This window comes from Streptomyces incarnatus (assembly GCF_001027185.1).
In the GTDB taxonomy this organism is placed as follows: Bacteria; Actinomycetota; Actinomycetes; order Streptomycetales; family Streptomycetaceae; genus Streptomyces; species Streptomyces puniciscabiei.
Genome location: NZ_CP011497.1, coordinates 6,125,899 through 6,143,693, shown reverse-complemented (window position 1 = coordinate 6,143,693; position 17,795 = coordinate 6,125,899). Strand labels below are relative to the sequence as shown.

The following is a 17,795-nucleotide window of genomic DNA, read 5'->3' as shown; positions in this document are numbered from 1 at the left end:
GCGAGACGACGGCCCACACCCGGCCCGCTACACAGGCCTCCCGACCCGACGACGGAACACCCCCCGACGCACACCACCGACGCGGGAAGCGCAACCCCCACCACCCCCGACCCGGTACACGCCCCAACGCCAGCCCACCCCACGACACGACGACGGCCCACACCCGGCCCGCCGCACAGGCCTCCCAACTCGACGACGGAACGCCCCACGACGCACACCACCGACGCGGGCGGCGCACCCCCCACCACCACCGACCCGGCATGCGCCCCGCCGCCGCCCCACCCCACGACACGACGACGGCCCACACCCGGCCCGCCGCATGGGAGGAAGCCGGTGCGGCTTGGACGCGGCGTCGCGGGTGGTCCCGTGTCGGGCGCCCGTGTGCCGGTGCGAGCCAGGGGGCCGTTTCCGGAGATCGCAGTCGGCCGGGCCGTGAGGCCCGGTTCGCCGTCGCTCGGCGCCGCGTGATGACGAGGTGTGGCCCCCGGGCCGTGAGCCATGGTCATCGCGCCGTCCCCGGTTGGGTGATGACCGGGCGGTGGCGCCAGACGTGCCAGTTGAAGAGGGCGTGGCCGACGGCGGCGGCGAGGATCGTGCCGAGGACGAGGGTCGCCAGCGTGGCGAGGAGGGACAGCGGCAGTTTGGCCAGGACCTGGTGCCAGCCGAAGAAGGCGTGGGACAGGGCGAAGGCGGCCACCGCCGCGGCGACCGCCGCCACGCGGGCGACGGGGGCGTCCGGGAGGAGGGCCAGGTTCAGCAGGACGCCCCGGAAGACGCACTCCTCGGCGACCGCGGTGGCCAGCAGCCAGCCGAGGGCGAGGTTCAGGTCCGTGTCGCGGCGGGTCGGTGTCCACCTCCGGTCGGCGCCCGTGTGCGCGGCCGACCGGAGGGGCGTCATCGTGCTGCCCAGCCCGACCGGCCGCAGCCGGTTCGGCGCCGCGCCCTCCCCGGCGGACGGGATGCGCGGCGCCGCGGGTGGCCGGCGGGCCGCCGTACGGCTGATCCAGCCGTCGGCCCATACGACCACGGGACCGAGCAAGAGCCCGGCGGCCAGTGAGGCAACCGCCCGGACCGGGCCACCGGGGCCGGGGCGCCACAGCCACCCCGGCCCGAGCAGGAGCAGCCCGCAGCCCACCGTGCCGGCCAGCACCGCCACGTGCACCGGCACCATCCGCACCCCGCGCGCGTCCAGCCGGCGCACGTGCAGATGCGAGGCGAGGGTCGTGCCGGAGGCGGCGGTCAGGGCCAGCCAGGCCATCGCCCACACGCGTGCGTCATGGGTAGGGATGGGGGTCATACCGCCGGAATCCTCCGTACTGCTCGAAGCGGCGGTGGGCCGCCGGGGGCGCGCTGGGCAGCGGCAGGCTGAGGGTGTCGGGCGACCAGACCCGCTGCACGCTGAAGCCGAGATCGGCGATGTCCACGGTCGACAGGTCGGCCCAGTACAGGCGCTTGCCGGTGTCCCGGAAGGCGGTGACCAGGGACCGTACGATCTGCTTCGGCGTGCCCCCGGCGTCCGGCGGCAGGTCGGCGGCGGCCGCGCGGTCGCAGTCGGCGAACCGGCGCTCCACCAGCCGGCTGCCCTCCGCCCCCGCGTAGTGGCCGACGTTGGCCTCCAGGTCGTAGAACCCGTCGGCGTCGGCGCCCTGCGTGCCGCCGCCTTCGGCGCGTTCCTCGATGGCGACCCAGGACGCCAGCCACTGCACGCCCGCGGCCTCCAGCAGCGCCCTGTACATCGCGGGCACCAGCCGGGCGCCGCTGCCGAGGCCTATGGCGATGCGGGGCAGCAGTCCCTCCGGCTGGCGCAGCAGGCAGGCCACGCTGAAGCCGGGCAGGTCCGCGTTGGGCAGCAGGTGGAACTCGGGGTCGACGGGGGTGTCGGGGAAGCGTTGCTGCAGGACGCGGGTCAAGTGACGGGTGCGATGGTCGAGTTCGATCCGGATGCTGCGTGCCGCGCCGTGCCAGTGGCCCATCGCGGAGTCGAGCTGGACGACCTCCTCCAGCGCGGCGGCGAGGGCGCGGCCGGGGTCGGTGTGGGCGGCGGTGCCGGTGGTGACGGCGGACTGGAGCCACAGTTCGTCGGCGTCCGGGAGGTGCCCGAGCAGGAACCACTGGGCGGGCACCCAGCAGTCGTCCTCGCCCAGCAGGGACCTCAGCCGCACCCAGCCCAGCGGCGCGTCCGGTGTGAACCGCTGGTAGGGGAAGCCGTCGCGGGCGTACTGGTCGGGGGTGAAGAGGGTGAACGCCTCAAGTGGCAGGGTCGGTTCGCCCGCCTCGGTCAGTTCCGCCCAGGTGGCCCGGCGGACCGGGAAGCGGCCCTCGGCGACGACGGCGTGGCCGGCGTACCGTTCCAGGGACTCGGCGAGCACCCGGATGTGGCTCTCGAAGGGCACGGTGCCAGAGCCGCCCAGGTGGAAGCTGCCGGGTTTGGGCGCGGGCCGGCCCTGCAGGACGTGGACGCCGGTCAGGTCGCCGCTGGCGATCAGCATGCGCGGGCCGGTGCGGGTGCGGCTGAGGAAGCCCATCGAGGTGAGCACGCCGCACAGCGGGCTGTGCATCCTCGAGCGCAGGGCCGCTGCCCGCTCGTCCTCGTCGCGCAGCAGCCGCAGGTCCAGTGCCGGCACCTCGGCGGTCAGGGTCTCAGTCATCCAGCCACGTCCTCGGGTCGAAGACGAGGCTGGTGTCGTCGCGCTCGGGTACCGGGGCGCAGCCGCGGCAGCCGGGCATGCGCAGCACCTCGTTGTAGGCGATCTCCATGGTCGGCAGGTAGACGCCGAGGACCTTGTCGACGCTGAAGGCGCTGCCGGAGTGCAGGTAGTTGACGGTCTCCAGGCCCAGGTGGGAGGCGAGCAGCCCGCTCAGCGCGGGCAGCACGGGCGCCTCGCCGACCAGCACGTCCCCCTTGGCGAGGGCGTTCTTGTAGGTCAGATAGGAGGACGCCTCGCGCAGGTTCATGGTGACCCGGGTCTCGAAGCACTCCCAGCAGGCCGAGCGGTGCGGGACCACGGTGGGGCCGACGAAGACGAAGGGCCCGTCGAGGGCGCCGTGGATCCAGGTGATGTTCAGCTCCTGGGCGAGCCGGTTGAACGCGCGGAACCGCAGGGGCTGGACGACCGTCTCGGCGAGGACGGCGAAGGAGTCGCGCCAGGGGGCGAACTCCTCGGCGAGGGCGGCGATGTCGAGCCCGTCGTGGAAGGCGGCGGGCTCCAGTTCGGTGAAGCGTTTCCACAGCGGGTCGGCGGGGCCGGGCCGGCTGACCGGGACGCGTACCGTGCCACCGGTCTGGTCCTCGATCTGCTCGGTGATCCGGGGATCGCCGAGCAGCAGCAGCCGGTCGGCGAAGCGGGGCGCCTCGACGGCGGCGCCAAGGGTCGCGACCTGCTCCACATAGGCGTCGAGGGCGCCGGTCGGGGTCTCCTCGATGACGCCGAGGCTGTAGAGATGGTCGACTACGGCCTCTACGTCGGCGCGGCTGACGCCCTCGCGCTTGGCCAGATCCCGACGGCTGAGCGAGCCGTCCAGGCCCGACACGATGTTGAAGAGTTTTCCCCGGCCGGTCTCGTCGGTGAGTGTGAAAGACCTCGGGTTCCACACACCGGCCCGCAATTCCACGACATCGGGGCTGTGCCCGATGACCGTGAAAACTTTTCGGACACGCGGGTTTATTGCGCTTGCCATTCCTTCTCCCCGATGAATCGGAACCGTACGGCACCGCCCTGGCCGAAGTTCCGTGCGGCCGGAAAAAGGGAAATCGGCGGCCCGGAATCGGCGGAAGTGCCGAAATTCGGAAGTCTTTACCGAACCCGTCAGCGCGGGGTACCCACGATCACGGTGTGCACGAGGCATTCATGGACACCGTCGATGTCCAGCGCGTTGTTGGACTCGTCGTCGTAGAAGCCGGAGAAGTCGACGGCGCCGAGACCGAGGGCGGTGACGGCGAGGTGCGCGTTCTGGGCCATGGCACCGGCCTCGTGGAAGACGAAGCGCATGCCGCGCGGACCGTACTTGCGCATGGTCCGCCAGGGCCGGGCGACGAACAGCAGGACGGCGGCGGCGCGGTCGAGTTCCACCGTGCCGTCCTGGACGTCGAAGGAGGCGAGCAGGGAATCGACGGCTTCGGGCCCACCGTGCGGGGCGAATGCGTCGCGGTCCGGTACGTAGCGCAGGACGCCGGGCTCCATGTCGGCCACGCGCAGCACGGCCACCCACAGCTGGACGGGGTACAGGCCACCGGCACTGGGTGTGGCGCGCAGGGCCACCGGCACCGAGCCGCCGTCCATCAGGTCGGCGACGCCCTCGGCGCTCACGGAGGCGGCGTGGCGTACGACGGCGGCCAGTTCGTCCTGCCGTACGGGCTCGCCCGACCAGGTGCGCACGCTGCGCCGGGAGGCGAGGGCCGCGGTCAGGCCGGCCTCGAGGGGGCCGGATTCGGCAAGGGGCAGCAGGTCGGCGCCGGCCTGGGGCTCGCGGTCGGTGCGGGAGCGGCTGACGACCTCGGCGTCGGCGGCGTAGGAGGCGATGGACAGCAGGGTCTCGCGGTCACAGCGGCGCAGCCGGGAGGCGAGCAGGAACTCCTCGGCGGGGCGCGGAAACCGGTCGGAGGAGAGGTTGTCCAGGCGTAAGGCGTGGGTGCGCAGGCCCACTCCGGCCAGGCCCGGACTGATCGTGCGGCGCGCGGTGGACGCCACGGAGGACAGGACGAGAGCGGAGTCGACTGGGGTGTCGCCCACTGACGGAATCCTTTCTTCACGCCCTGGGAGGAGCCGGGCGGGGCCGCGTACGGCCCACCCGGCTCCCAGGGCAGCGGATGTCAGCCGCGCGGGCGGACGACGGCGCCGGAGCAGCAGCAGCACGCGCCGGGCACCAGGACGGCCTGGTTGCCGGCCGCGCCGAACGCCTCGAGGGCGGGCTGGGCGGAGCGGCTGCGGTGCTCGGTGACGACCTTCGCCGTGAGCTTCATGATGACCTCCGAATTCTGGACAGGTTTGCCGTACAGGTCCGGGAAGAGCCGCCTTCCGGCTGGAGGATCACTTGCTGGCGGAACGGACCCTTCAGGAAAGCCGCGTTCCCGGCCGGCACCCCGTGGGCCCCTCGGTGTGCCGCGACGAACCTAACACCATTTGGCTGGAAGCAGTCAACCCCTCGCAGAGTGAACACCAGAGAGCCCCATGTAATACTCCCGCAACACGTCCGGGAAAAGCGGATCGACCGACTCCGATTTAAATAAGAGTCAACGGACGAGAAAGACTCCGCCCATCTTTTGGATTTCTTTTACGTCCGCTTTCCCTTTCCGCCCGCCATGACCGCCTTTACTTTCTGGTGGCCCGCGCTCGACGCGGAGAAGGAGATGACGTGCCCGAGCAGATGACCGACCTGCCCGATCTGCCCTCCCCCTTCGGCGCCGCCGACGCCGCCGATCCGTACCCGTCGTACGACCGGTTGCGCGCCTCCGGCGGCATGCGCCGGATACGGATCCGGCCGGGACTCGAGCCCTGGCTCGTCTCCCGGTACGAGGACGTGCGCGACGTGCTCGGCGACGAACGCCTGAGTACGGATCCGGCCACCACCACCGAGGAGGTACGCGCCGCCATCCGGGCCGGCCGGGCCGAGGAACAGGTCGCCCTGCTCGGGCGCAACCTGCTCAGCGTGGACCCGCCCGACCACACGCGGATGCGGCGCGTGATGTCCCGCGCGCTCAGCGCCCGGCGCACCGTTGACCTGGAGAAACCCGTCACCCGGCTGGCGGACGAACTCCTCGACGAGCTCGGCCGGCGCGGCGCGGGCGACCTGCTGGCCGACTACACGCTCCCGCTCGCCGTCAGCGTGATCTGCCGGATCATCGGCATCCCGGAGGAGGACCACGCCCGCTTCCGCGCCTGGGGGCGGGCCCTGGTGCGGGCCGAACTGGAGGACATGACCGCCTTCGACCGCGTCAGCGACGAGATGGCGGAGTACTTCGTCCCGTTCATCCTCGGCAGGCGCCACTCCCCCCGCGACGACCTGGTGAGCGTCCTCGCCTCGGCCCGCGACGAGGACCGGCTGGACGACCACGAGCTGATCTCGCTGGTGTACCAGTTGTTCTTCGCCGGGCACGAGAGCAGCGCCTACTTCATGGCCAACGCCGTGCTCACGCTGCTGCGGCACCCCGCCGAGCTGGCCCGGCTGCGCGCGAACCCGGAGCTGCTGCCGGGGGCGATCGAGGAGCTGCTGCGGTACGAGGGCTCGGTGAAGGTGCCGACCTGGCGGTTCGCCAAGCGGGACCTGGTGATCGCCGGCGCGGCCGTCGCCCAGGGGGAACCCGTCCTCGCCCTGCTCGCCTCCGCGGGCCGCGATCCCGGGCGCCACCCCGACGGCGCCGGCGAACTGCGCATCGACCGCGCCGACACCGCGCACCTGGCGTTCAGCCACGGCATCCACCACTGCATGGGCTCCGCGGTCGGCCGGCTGGAGTCCCGCATCGCCGTCTCCCGGCTGCTCGACCGCTTCCCGAACCTGCGCCTGGCCGTGCCGGAGGACGCGCTGCGCTGGCGGGTCAACCTGATGATGCGGGGCGTGTGCGAGCTCCCGGTGGCCCTGGGACGTCCGGCTTCCTGACGCCGCTGTCGAGTTCCTGATGCCGTGGTCGAGCGGCCTGAGCTTTTGCTGCCGCTAGGGCCGATCGGAACCGCTTCATGGGAATCGGCTGGTGCACACTGGACAGCGGGACGAGTGCCTGACTGCGGGGTGATGCAAGATGCAGAGCCGCTTCCGGAGCGACCGACGGCTGACCGTGCGCATGGGTCTGACGATGTTCCTGCTCGGGCTGCTGTACGTGGGCTTCGTGGCCGCGCTGATCGCGCTGCTGAGGTCCTGGGTGCTGGTCGTCGTGCTGGTCGGGGCGATGTTTGTGGCGCAGTTCTGGTTCTCCGACCGGATCGCCATGTTCGCGATGCACGGCCGGGTCGTGGAGCGGGAGGAGTATCCCGAGCTGCACGCGGTGGTCGACCGGCTCTGCGGACTCGCGGACATGCCCAAACCGGTCGTCGCGGTGTCCGAGATGGACATGCCCAACGCGTTCGCGACCGGCCGTAACCCCGACCACGCGGTGGTGTGCGTGACCACGGGGCTGCTACGGCGGCTGGAGCCGGCCGAGCTGGAGGGCGTGCTGGCGCACGAGCTGTCGCACGTGGCGCACAAGGACGTCGCCGTGATCACGATCGCGTCCTTCCTCGGTGTGCTGGCGGGCCTGATCGTGCGGTTCGCCTTCTACTCGCAGCTCTTCGGCGGCGGCCGCCGGGACCAGAACACCGCCGCCGTCTTCGCCGCGATCATGGGCGTCTCCGCCGCGGTGTACGCGATCAGCTTCCTGCTGATCCGGGCCCTGTCCCGGTACCGGGAGCTGGCGGCCGACCGCGCGGCCGCGCATCTCACGGGCCGCCCGTCGGCTCTCGCCTCGGCGCTGACCAAGGTCTCCGGGGACATCGCCCGGATCCCGACCAAGGACCTGCGCACCGCCCAGGCCTTCAACGCCTTCTACTTCACCCCGGCGACCGGGAAGGAGCCGGGCATCGAGCGGTTCTTCTCCACGCACCCGTCCCTGGAGCAGCGGCTGGAGCAGCTGGGCCGGATCTCGGCGGAGCTGGGTGAGGCCGCCACCCCGGGCGGAGCGAGCTGAACACATGGCACTACGGAAGGCGGGCTGAGCGTTGGGGCTGCTGGACATCCTGCTGGGCCGTACCAAACCGGTCGTGCCCGATCTCGACCAGCTCTTCGCGCTGCCCTCGGCGGCCGTGACCCTCCAGGCCGCGGCCGGTTTCACCCCGACCGGGACCGGCGCGGTGTGCTTCGCGACGGTGGAGGGCGCGGCCTTCGAGCAGACCCACCGGGAGGTGCAGGCGCTGCTCGACGCGGACACCGACCGCTCCGGTCCGCCGGTGGAGCTGCGCCGGGACGACTACGGCTACTCCTGGCTGGTGTCCGCGCGCGGCCCCGAGCAGTTGCCGGAGCTGGTCAACGACCTGCACGCGGTGAACAGCGCGATGGAGGTCAACGGCTTCGGCCCGCAGTTGCTGTGCTCGCTGGCCGCCTTCACGGACGACGGCGGCCGCAGGCTGGCGCTGGTCTACCTCTACAAGCGGGGCACCTTCTATCCCTTCGCTCCCCTGCCCGGCGCCGCCGAGCGGCGGGACAACGCGCTGGAGCTCCAGGTGAGGGCGACGCTCGCGAACGATCTGCGGATCGAGCAGGACCTCGGCCGCTGGTTCCCGGTGTGGGGCGCCCCCGGCCTGTGACCGGGGACGCCCCGCATCCTCACCTGCTCTTCTCGCGCTCCTGCCGGCGCGTCTCGAAGGGCCGCTCCCGGCGGTAGCGGCGCTCCCACTTCGCCTGCCGGTCCCGGCGGTCACGGTAGGCGCGGTAGCTGTCCGGCAGGGGCGGGGTGGCCGCGCCGGCGGGTGGTGGTGTGCCGGGTGAGCCGCGTCCGTGCGTCGCGTACAGATACAGCAGTGCGACGGCGGCGAGCCACCACAGATGGTTTCCGATTCCGAGGATCACCAGGACGACGGTCCCGGTAGCGACGATGCCACGCATGACGGACCTCCTCCGTGAGGTGGGGGTGGCTGGGGTGGAGTGTGTCGGCTTCGTGCCGTTTGTTCAGCGTAGGGAGGCGGTGGCGGCGGCCGCATCCCGTTTTCCGCCCGGCGGGGCCCACCGTGAGTGAATGACTCCACGAGCGAACTCACCGCGCTCACCCACGACTTCGCCGGCTCTGCTTCCGCGATCAAGCCGAGGACCGGCGGGTGCGCTTGCAGAGCTCAGCCTGCGTCGCCGGTTCGAGCAGGCGGTGGCGGTGGTCGACGCGCACGCACCGGCGGACGATCCCCTCGTGCTGGTGGGGTTCAGCGGTGGGTCCCCCCCCCGTTTATCCGCCCCGAACTCCCCGATGCGGAGCACCGGTTGGGGCTCTGGTTCCGCGATCACGCCGAGGGCCGGCGGGAGTTCGTGAACGCGCCGGTCGGCGGGCTCGACGGGGAGCGGGGCTGGGCGGTGACCCGGGCGCGGGCGGGCGGGACCGTCTGTCCTGGCGGCTGCTGGACGCCCTCGGGTGCGCGCCCGGCGCGGAGAAGCTGGTGGTTCCGTGGCGCGCCCTGGGCCGTACAGATCTGACCCCCGAGGTGCCGGGCACGCGCCCGGAGCCTATGTGCGTGGACTGCTGCAGCGCTGCGGCTGAGCGGCCCCCGAACGCGCTCCGTCGCCGGGCGCCGCCGAGGAGAAGCGGTGGCGCCCGGCACCGGTCCCGGGTGTCAGCGGCTGTAGCGCATGAAGGCCCGGACCATGTGGCACGTGGTGTCGGAGGGCGGACGCATGCCGATCTCCTCCGCCGTGCTGCGGATCCTGTCGTCGCGGGCCTGCGCCGGGAGGTAGACCCCCGAGTCGAGCAGGGCTATGGCGAGGCGCATGGCCTTCAGACGGCGGTTGTGGGTGACGTACCACTCGCGCGGCCGTCCGGCCGGCAGCGGCCGCTTCACCACGGGCTCGTAGGGCGAGTCGAACAGCACGGGATGCTTGGCGGTGGACTGGGTGGGCGACGGCTTCGGCTTCAGGGCGGCAGCGGGCACGGGCATCCTCCTGTCGCGGTCAGGGCACCGGCCGGACAGCCCGGCGATGCCCTCGAACACTGCTTCCAGTCTACCGGCGGCCACTGACAATCGACGGTCCGCGACGACGCCCGAATGCCCAGGTGGGGCACGGAATTCGGCTTGCGTGACAGGTGGTCGGGGAGGGACGGCCGGGATGTCGGAAATTCGAACAGAGCCGGCGCCGAGTACCGTGTCCCGCATGGAAATCTGGATCAATCCCGCCTGCTCCAAGTGCCGCAGCGCCATCAGCCTGCTCGACGCCGAGGGAGCCGAGTACACCGTCCGCCGCTACCTGGAGGACGTGCCGAGCGAGGACGAGATCAGGGCGGTGCTGGAGCGGCTGGACCTGGAGCCGTGGGACATCACCCGGACCGGCGAGGCGGTCGCCAAGGAGCTGGGGCTGAAGGACTGGCCGCGGGACGCCGGCTCCCGGGACCGGTGGATCGCCGCGCTCCGCGAGCACCCCAAGCTCATCCAGCGCCCGATCATCACCGCCGACGACGGAACGGCCCTGGTGGCCCGCTCGGAGGACGCGGTACGCGAGGCCCTGGCCCACAGCAAGAGCTGAGCGCTGCTCAACTCACCTGTGACGCAGGCCACTTCACTGACTCCCGAAACCGCTGAGTAACCTCGTTCGGTATCTCGTACATAGCGGCGTACGCTCCCCTACCTCTCCAGGAGGCGCGCATGTCGCGTAGGCGCACCCTCAGTACGAAGAAGAAGCTCGCGGTGCTCGTCAGTGCCGCCGCGGTGGCGGGCGGCGGGGCCTTCGCGCTGGCCACGACGTCCAACGCGGCCCAGCCCGCGCAGGGCGCGAAGACCCTGTCGGCCGCGGACAACTCGACCGTCTGCCAGGGGCTGGCCACGGCCCACGGCAACAACGACCGGTTCATCGCGGACCAGAAGGCGCACCCGGACGCGCAGTCGGCGGCCCGGATCGCCAACCGCGAGGCGGTCATCAAACAGATCGAGGTCCAGCAGAAGGCGGCCGGGTGCACGGTTGGGGAGTCGGCTCAGGGCTCCCAGACCGGGCAGCAGGCGCAGAACGGCCAGCAGGGCGCGGACCAGCAGGCCGGACAGCAGGGCGGACAGGCCGCGGGGCAGCAGGGCGCCGGGCAGCAGGCCGGACAGGCCGCCGGGCAGCAGAGCGCGCAGCCCTCGCAGTCCGCCGCGGGGAACGCCGGCGGTGGTGCCGCCGCGGCCTCCGGTCAGCAGGTCTGCAACGGCTCCACGGTCACGCTCTCCGGTGAGGGCGGAGCCCCGGCCGCCTCCAGCAACCAGTTCCCGGCCGGGACCACGCTGAAGGTCACCAACCTGGACAACAACAAGTCCACGACGGTGAAGGTGACCTCGGTCTCCGGCAGCTGTGTGCTGCTCAACAACGCGGCCTTCGAACAGGTCCGGGAGCCCGGCAAGTTCCTCATCCGCCACGCCCGGATCGAGAAGGTGGGGTGACGCTCAGGGACCGGTCAGGAAACCGGTGAGGCGGCGGGCCAGGGTCGCGGGCGCGGCCTGCGGCAGCGCGTGATGCGAGACGTCCGGCAGTACGGCCGTCTCCACGTGCGGCAGCAGCGCCCGCGCCCCGGCGGCCACCTCGCGGGGATCATGGGTCCTGCTGTTCGCGGCCACGAGCAGCAGGACCCGCAGGTCCAGGGACCGCAGCGCGTCCGGCGCCGGGCGCGGTCCGGTCACCGGCTTCGCGGCCGGGAAGCCGGCGGCCGCCTCCTGGAGGGCGAGCCAGTCGGGGTCCAGGGGTGCTCCCCCGGTCTCCCACTCCAGGAAGGCGCGGACCCGGCGGGGCGTGGGCCGCAGCAGCATCGGCAGGGCGTGGCACAGATAGGCCGCCTTGTACCCGGCGAAACACTGGGTCGGGTCCAGGAGGAACAGGCGGCGTATCCGGGCCGGATCGCGCAGGGCGTGCTGCAGGGCGATCCAGCCGCCGTACGAGTGCCCGCCCAGGTCGGTCCGGGCGGCGCCCAGGCCGTCCAGGACCGCGTCCAGCCAGACCGTCAGGTCGGCGACCGCACGGGGGTGGCGGTCGCCGGCCTGGACGCTCAGCCCCGGGGCGCCGATCACGTCGACCGCGTGCACCCGGCGGATCCGCGCCAGCTCGGCGACCTGGGCGTACCAGGAGACGGAGGTCTCCCCACCGCCGCCCGGCAGCAGGACCAGCGGCGGCGCGTCCCGGGGGCCGCAGCTGTTGACCCGGGTGTCACCGAAGGGCGTGGCGACGGTCAGCGCCTCCCGCTCGGACGGCCACTTGGCCAGGACCTTTTCGTAGGCAACCCGGAAGGCCTCGCCGTCGTGTCCCGCCATGCCATGACCCCCTATTATCTCGTTCACCAAGATATTCGCTCATCGAGATAATAGCCACGGAGGCCCGGGTGCAGCCCGACCTGGAGATCGTCCACCTCCTGCGTGCCGTCGCCGTCGAACTCGGCCTGCACAGCGCCCGGTTCGCGCAGTCGAACGGCATGCACCCCACGGACGTACGGGCTCTGATCGCGCTCATGGACGCACGGCGGGCCGGTGCGGAGCTGACCGCCGGGCGGCTCGGGGCCGTGCTCGGGCTCAACTCGGCGGGGACCACGGCCCTGCTCGACCGGCTGGAGCGGGCCGGTCATGTGCGGCGGGTGCGCGGGACGGTCGACCGGCGGAAGGTCGTCGTCGAGGTGACGGAGCACGCCGTGCACCTCGGGCAGGCCTCCTTCGGGCCGCTGATCGAGCATTCCCTGGGGCTGCTGCGCGGCTACGACGACCATCAGCGGGCGGCGATCCGGGACTTCCTCGACGGGGTGCGGCAGGCCGCTGCGGAAGGCACCCATACCCCGCCCGCCGGGACCTCACAACGTGAGCCGGGACACGGAACGACCAGGTAACACGGGGTTCACACGCGAGCAATGGCCGGGAAATCGCCTGTTGACAGGCTGCGCGGCAGATCGACGCGGCGCCCCGGTGCCGTAGCGCCGCAGCAACCCGCAGCACCCGCACCGAGTGCGCCCGACCACCCCCGAAGGAAGTGGCCCCGTGACCTTCAAGGCCGAGTACATCTGGATCGACGGCACCGCGCCGACGGCCAAGCTCCGTTCCAAGACGAAGATCATCACGGGCGCCCCGGCCGGTCTCGACGCACTGCCCATCTGGGGCTTCGACGGCTCCTCCACCAACCAGGCCGAGGGCCACTCCTCGGACCGCGTGCTCAAGCCGGTCTTCACCTGTCCGGACCCGATCCGCGGCGGCGACGACGTCCTGGTGCTGTGCGAGGTCCTCGACATCGACATGACCCCGCACGCGTCCAACACCCGCGCCGCGCTGGCCGAGGTCGCCGGGCGGTTCGCCGCGCAGGAGCCGATCTTCGGCATCGAGCAGGAGTACACCTTCTTCGACGGCTCCCGCCCGCTGGGCTTCCCCGAGGGCGGCTTCCCGGCCCCGCAGGGCGGCTACTACTGCGGTGTCGGCGCCGACGAGATCTTCGGCCGCGAGATCGTCGAGGCCCACCTGGAGAACTGCCTGAAGGCCGGTCTCGGCATCTCCGGCATCAACGCCGAGGTCATGCCCGGCCAGTGGGAGTTCCAGGTCGGCCCGCTGTCCCCGCTGGAGGTCTCCGACCAGCTGTGGGTGGCCCGCTGGCTGCTGTACCGCACCGCCGAGGACTTCGGCATCTCCGCGACCCTCGACCCCAAGCCGGTCAAGGGCGACTGGAACGGCGCGGGCGCGCACACCAACTTCTCCACCAAGGCCATGCGCGAGGGCTACGACGCGATCATCACCGCGTGCGAGTCGCTCGGCGAGGGCTCCAAGCCGCTGGACCACGTCAAGAACTACGGCGCCGGCATCGACGAGCGCCTGACGGGTCTGCACGAGACCGCTCCCTGGGACAAGTTCTCCTACGGCGTCTCCGACCGCGGCGCCTCGGTCCGCATCCCGTGGCAGGTCGAGAAGGACGGCAAGGGCTACATCGAGGACCGCCGCCCGAACGCCAACGTCGACCCGTACGTGGTGACCCGCCTGCTGGTGGACACCTGCTGCTCCGCGCTGGAGAAGGCCGGCCAGGTCTGATCCACGCCGCAAGGCTCTCCAGGGGGCGCTCACCGCACGGTGGGCGCCCCCTGCGCACGCTGCCGGACGGCCGCGTTGTCAGTGGTGCGTGCCATCGTGGGGGCATGGAGATCGACTGGGGGAAGCTCACGCACGCGTACGGGCCCGCCGACGACATCCCCGGGCTGCTGAGCGCGATGGCGTCCGAGGACGCGGCCGTACGCGAGGAGGCGTCGCACGAGCTGTTCTCCGCGCTGTGCCACCAGGGCGGCATCCACGACGCCTCGGCCGCCGCCGTCCCCCGCCTCGCCCGGCTGGCCCTCGACGGGCCCGGCCACCGGCGGGAGCTGCTCTGGCTGATCGCCGCCATCGCGGACGGCGCCGGGAGCCCCGCCGAACGCGCCGCCGCGCGGCGGGCCGTGGCCGAGGCACTCCCGCCCCTGCTGCACCTCGCGCACGACACCGACCCGGAGACCCGGGACGCCATGGTGCTGCTGATCGCGAGCCTCGGCCATCCGTACGCCCTGCCGCTGCTCCCCCTGTTGCGGGCCCGGCTCGCCGAGGAGCCCGACCCCCGGGTGCGCGAGCACGTGGTGACCGCGCTCGGGTTGCTGGAGGCGGGCGACGGCGGCTGGCGGCACGGCCTGCTGACCGACCCCGAGCCCCGGATACGGCTCGCCGCCGCCGAGGACCTGCTGCGCACCGCCGAACTGCCCCTGCCCGGCGAGCTGGTGGACGTCTGCGCCCGGGCCCACGCCGCCGACCCGCACGACCGGGAGAGCGGCCACTGGCCGGATCCCTACCGCCCGTTCACCGACCGGCTCCTGGAGGACGACCCGGAGGCGGCGGTGCGGGCCCTCACCCGGGGTGTGCCGCTCGCCCACGACATCACCGAGCGGTGGCGGGACCGCGAGGCGGACGTCCTGCCGTGGGTCCTGGCGGAACCGGTCACCGCAGCCTGGGAGTTGTACCGGCTGGCCCGGCTGGCGTGCGCGCTGCCGCGGGAGTCGCGCGGGCGGGTGCGGGAGCGCGCGCTGCCGCACCTGGACTCCGCGGACCCCCAGGTGCGGGCGGCGGCGCTCACGGTGCTGGCCCGCGCCGGTGCGGCCGAGGCGGTGCCCGAGGTCGTACGGCTGGTCGAGGAGGCGCCCGGCCTGGACGGCACCGCTCGTGCCGTCACCGCCGTGGCCGAGGAGTTCGGGGCGGCGGCGCTGCCGGTGGCGCGGGCCGTGGCCGGGCGGCCGGCGGCGGTCTCGCCGCGGCTGGCCGGAGTGCTGGCGCGGTATCCGGAGGCGGCGGCGGAGGCCGTGCCCGAACTCGCCGCACTGCTGCCGGCACACGCCGGCACGTACGCCGAGGTGCACGTGCTGGGCGGGCTCGTAGCGGCCGCCGGTGGGGCCGGTGCCGAGGCGCTGCGGGCGGCGGCGACCGGAGGTGCCGGCTCCTCGGTGTCGATGGCCGCCGCGCTGGCGTACCACCGGGTGACCGGCGATCCGGAGCCCGCGCTCGCCCTGCTGGGCCGCGAACCAGCCGACGCGGACCCGGAGTGGGTGGACCACGCCGGTGAACTCGGCCCCGCCGCCGCGCCGTTGCTGCCGCTCGTCGAGCGACGGCTGGCGGAGAGACGCACGGCCGGCGGCCGGGGCCGGGCGGCGCTGGCCCTGTGGCGCATCACCGGCCGCACCGAGGACACGGTGGAGCCCCTCGCCCGGTGGCTGGTCGGACGGGACTCCTGGTCCGGCCTCGGCCTCCCCCCGGCCCTTCCCGCGCTGACCGCGATCGGCCTGCTCCCCCGGTTCGCCGTGGCCCCGCTGCGCGAAGTCGCCGAGTCGGAGCGGCGGGTCCGCTCCGACCTGTTCGTCGAGGGCGGCCCCCATCCGGACTACGTCCTGCGGAGCGCCGTACGGGAACTGCTGTGCTCCGCGACGGTGCCCGGCTGAACACCGCGTGTCCGGATGCCGAGACGGCATTCCGGACACCTCGGCGGCCCGGAAGCCGCTGATCAGGGCTTTGTACGCGTCGGCGACACACCTGCCACGTCAACTTCGTACCAAGGAAGCGTCCAAGCTGTGAGAGGCGGCTCCTGTCCGGCGCCCGCGTCTGCTTCAATGGGCCCATGGCCAGCTTCCAGAAGTACACCGCGACGGGTCGCCATGACCTCGAGCCCTTCTGGCCTTCCCGTCAGCACCACGACTTCGACCGGGTGTGTTGCCGCGCGGTGAACGCGCGGGCCCTCTAAAGCCGTAACCCCCGGCCTTCGGCCAGCGCGAAACGACGTACGTCCTCCGGCGCGCCCGACCACGAATCGCGGCCGTCGTTCCCACCGACGAACCTCTCGCGCGAAAGAGCTGACCTCTCATGGCGACCACTCGTTCTCTCTCCTCCGCCTCCACCCTGACCGCACCCGCCCGGCACCGGCTGCGCGCCGTCGACCGGGACGAGGTGGTCGACGTCGCGGACTTCCTGCCGCCGGGCGCCACCTGGCTGCCCGCGCCGCAGCACACCCTGCCGACCCTCCCCGGACAGCCCCCGATGGTCGGCTACCTGGTGCTGGTCCCGGCCGACCAGCACCCGCCGTTCCTGCCGGTCGCGGTGCCGGACCAGCCGGAGACGGCGGCCCAGGTCGCGGACCCGGGCGCCGAGCCGCTGGTGCGGATCGACCCGGTGCAGCGCACCGCCAGCGTCGACGGCCGTGAACTCGACCTCACCTACCTGGAGTTCGAGCTGCTGGCGCACCTGGTGGCCCATCCGCACCGGGTGCACACCCGCGACCAGCTGGTCACCACGGTGTGGGGCTACGGCCACGTCGGCGACGGCCGCACCGTCGACGTCCACATCGCCCGGCTGCGCCGCAAGCTGGGCGCCGAGCACCGCCAGTCGATCCAGACGGTGCGCCGGGTGGGCTACAAGTACACACCGCCGACCAGCCGCTGACCCTCCCCCGGCTCTGCCCTCGGCTAAGTCCCGTACCGCCGGGCGCCCGGAGCGGGCACGATCACCGGTATGAGACTTCTGGTGCTGGGCGGTACGGAATTCGTGGGGCGAGCCGTCGTGGCGGCGGCGCTGGGGCGCGGCTGGGAGGTGACCGTCTTCCACCGGGGACGGCACCGACCGCCGCCCGGGGTGCGGTCGTTGCACGGCGACCGCACCGCCCCGGACGGCCTCGCCGCGCTCGCCGCCGACGCCGGCTCCTGGGACGCCGTGATCGACACCTGGTCGGCCGAGCCGCGTGCCGTGCTCGCGGCGGCACGGCTGCTGCGGGACCGTGCCGGGCGGTACGTCTACGTCTCCAGCCGGTCGGTGTACACCTGGCCGTGGCCCAGCCTGGGCGGGGCCGGCGAGGAGGGCGCGGTGGTCGAGGGCGCCGCCGCCGACGCCGGGCCGACGGACTACGCCCGCGACAAGCGGGGCGGCGAGCTGGCCGCCGTCGAGGTGTTCGGCGCGGCGGACTCGCTGCTGGCGCGGGCCGGGCTGATCCTCGGACCGTACGAGAACGTGGGCCGGCTGCCCTGGTGGCTCACCCGGATCGCCCGCGGCGGCCCGGTCCTGGCGCCGGGACCACGCGACCTGCCACTGCAGTACATCGACGCCCGCGACCTGGCCGACTGGCTCCTCGGCGCGGTCGAGCAGCGGCTGAGCGGGCCGTACGACCTGGTCGGCCCGTCCGGGCACACCACCATGGGCGAGCTGCTCCAGGAGTGCGTCCGGGCCACCGGCGCCGATGCCGAGCTGCGCTGGACCGACCCGCGGACCGTCCTCGACGCCGGGATCGAACCGTGGACCCAGCTGCCGGTGTGGACGCCGCCGGGCACGGACCTGCACGACTCGGCCCACCGGGGGGACGTGTCCCGGGCGCTGGCCACGGGCCTTGTGTGCCGGCCGGTGCGGGAGACCGTCGCCGACACCTGGCGGTGGCTGACGGACATCGGCGGCACGGCACCGCGGCGGCCGGACCGGCCGGCGCCGGGGCTCGACCCGGAGACGGAGGCCAAGGTACTGGCCGGGGCGGAGGCCGGTCCGGGCCAGGACCGCTGACCTGCCAACTCCGGTGTTCCTGCGAGGAATTTGTGAGACCGGTGAACACCTCTGGGGCGGCGTCCGTATGGAAGGGCGCCGCTTCACTCCTGTCGGGCGCCTCGA

18 protein-coding genes are annotated in these 17,795 nt (G+C 72.9%); 10 read left to right on the top strand and 8 right to left on the bottom strand.

What is annotated here, in order from left to right:
* Positions 1–502 precede the first annotated feature (502 nt).
* The 5 genes from ABB07_RS27745 to ABB07_RS27725 all read right to left on the bottom strand — a co-directional run bounded on the left by ABB07_RS27745 (position 503) and on the right by ABB07_RS27725 (position 4,960).
* Positions 503–1,297 carry a CPBP family glutamic-type intramembrane protease gene (locus ABB07_RS27745; RefSeq protein ID WP_208901269.1) on the bottom strand — a complete coding sequence of 265 codons (795 nt, stop codon included), beginning with the start codon at positions 1,295–1,297 and terminating at the stop codon, positions 503–505.
* Positions 1,275–2,648: a YcaO-like family protein gene (locus ABB07_RS27740; protein WP_208901268.1), complete on the bottom strand. Its 1,374-nt coding sequence runs from the start codon at positions 2,646–2,648 to the stop codon at positions 1,275–1,277. The genes ABB07_RS27745 and ABB07_RS27740 overlap by 23 nt, the downstream gene beginning before the upstream one ends.
* Positions 2,641–3,678, bottom strand: a complete 1,038-nt coding sequence (locus ABB07_RS27735) for a TOMM precursor leader peptide-binding protein (RefSeq protein WP_208901267.1) — start codon at positions 3,676–3,678, stop codon at positions 2,641–2,643. Before ABB07_RS27735 ends, ABB07_RS27740 begins: the two co-directional genes overlap by 8 nt.
* Positions 3,679–3,806: 128 nt before the next feature.
* Positions 3,807–4,730: a SagB family peptide dehydrogenase gene (locus ABB07_RS27730; RefSeq protein ID WP_208901266.1), complete on the bottom strand. Its 924-nt coding sequence runs from the start codon at positions 4,728–4,730 to the stop codon at positions 3,807–3,809.
* Between the two features lie 80 nt (positions 4,731–4,810).
* Positions 4,811–4,960, bottom strand: coding sequence for a hypothetical protein (locus ABB07_RS27725; RefSeq protein WP_159025178.1), 150 nt, complete (start codon positions 4,958–4,960; stop codon positions 4,811–4,813).
* Between the two features lie 392 nt (positions 4,961–5,352).
* Here ABB07_RS27725 and ABB07_RS27720 point away from each other — a divergent pair, with 392 nt between their 5' ends.
* The 3 genes from ABB07_RS27720 to pspAB all read left to right on the top strand — a co-directional run bounded on the left by ABB07_RS27720 (position 5,353) and on the right by pspAB (position 8,270).
* Positions 5,353–6,594, top strand: coding sequence for a cytochrome P450 family protein (locus tag ABB07_RS27720; RefSeq protein WP_208901265.1), 1,242 nt, complete (start codon positions 5,353–5,355; stop codon positions 6,592–6,594).
* Between the two features lie 139 nt (positions 6,595–6,733).
* Entirely contained in the window at positions 6,734–7,654 is a 921-nt protein-coding gene (htpX, locus tag ABB07_RS27715; protein WP_208901264.1) for a zinc metalloprotease HtpX, read from the top strand.
* Positions 7,655–7,685: 31 nt separating this feature from the next.
* A complete protein-coding gene (pspAB, locus tag ABB07_RS27710) occupies positions 7,686–8,270 on the top strand; it encodes a PspA-associated protein PspAB (protein ID WP_208901263.1) in 585 nt (194 codons plus the stop codon).
* 19 nt (positions 8,271–8,289) lie between these two features.
* Here pspAB and ABB07_RS27705 read toward each other — a convergent pair whose 3' ends face one another.
* A complete protein-coding gene (locus tag ABB07_RS27705) occupies positions 8,290–8,568 on the bottom strand; it encodes a hypothetical protein (RefSeq protein ID WP_208901262.1) in 279 nt (92 codons plus the stop codon).
* 713 nt (positions 8,569–9,281) lie between these two features.
* On the bottom strand, positions 9,282–9,596 hold the full coding sequence (locus ABB07_RS27700) for a hypothetical protein (protein WP_208901261.1): 315 nt from the start codon (positions 9,594–9,596) through the stop codon (positions 9,282–9,284).
* Positions 9,597–9,816: 220 nt separating this feature from the next.
* Between ABB07_RS27700 and ABB07_RS27695 the strand changes: the two genes are divergently transcribed.
* Both ABB07_RS27695 and ABB07_RS27690 read left to right on the top strand, forming a co-directional pair.
* Positions 9,817–10,185 (top strand): arsenate reductase family protein, encoded by a 369-nt coding sequence (locus ABB07_RS27695; RefSeq protein WP_208901260.1) that lies wholly within the window; start codon positions 9,817–9,819, stop codon positions 10,183–10,185.
* 119 nt (positions 10,186–10,304) lie between these two features.
* Positions 10,305–11,072, top strand: coding sequence for an RlpA-like double-psi beta-barrel domain-containing protein (locus ABB07_RS27690; protein WP_208901259.1), 768 nt, complete (start codon positions 10,305–10,307; stop codon positions 11,070–11,072).
* Between the two features lie 3 nt (positions 11,073–11,075).
* On the opposite strand, the gene ABB07_RS27685 is transcribed toward ABB07_RS27690, so the two are convergent.
* Positions 11,076–11,933: an alpha/beta fold hydrolase gene (locus ABB07_RS27685; RefSeq protein ID WP_208901258.1), complete on the bottom strand. Its 858-nt coding sequence runs from the start codon at positions 11,931–11,933 to the stop codon at positions 11,076–11,078.
* A gap of 68 nt (positions 11,934–12,001) precedes the next feature.
* Here ABB07_RS27685 and ABB07_RS27680 point away from each other — a divergent pair, with 68 nt between their 5' ends.
* From ABB07_RS27680 to ABB07_RS27660, 5 genes are all read left to right on the top strand, one after another.
* On the top strand, positions 12,002–12,496 hold the full coding sequence (locus tag ABB07_RS27680; protein ID WP_244189542.1) for a MarR family winged helix-turn-helix transcriptional regulator: 495 nt from the start codon (positions 12,002–12,004) through the stop codon (positions 12,494–12,496).
* Between the two features lie 148 nt (positions 12,497–12,644).
* Positions 12,645–13,676, top strand: coding sequence for a glutamine synthetase (glnII, locus tag ABB07_RS27675; protein WP_208901257.1), 1,032 nt, complete (start codon positions 12,645–12,647; stop codon positions 13,674–13,676).
* A 104-nt stretch (positions 13,677–13,780) separates the two neighbouring features.
* Positions 13,781–15,595, top strand: coding sequence for a HEAT repeat domain-containing protein (locus ABB07_RS27670; protein ID WP_208901256.1), 1,815 nt, complete (start codon positions 13,781–13,783; stop codon positions 15,593–15,595).
* Positions 15,596–16,013: 418 nt separating this feature from the next.
* On the top strand, positions 16,014–16,589 hold the full coding sequence (locus ABB07_RS27665; RefSeq protein ID WP_208901255.1) for a winged helix-turn-helix domain-containing protein: 576 nt from the start codon (positions 16,014–16,016) through the stop codon (positions 16,587–16,589).
* 69 nt (positions 16,590–16,658) lie between these two features.
* Positions 16,659–17,690 carry an NAD-dependent epimerase/dehydratase family protein gene (locus ABB07_RS27660; RefSeq protein WP_208901254.1) on the top strand — a complete coding sequence of 344 codons (1,032 nt, stop codon included), beginning with the start codon at positions 16,659–16,661 and terminating at the stop codon, positions 17,688–17,690.
* The last annotated feature ends 105 nt before the right edge of the window (positions 17,691–17,795 follow it).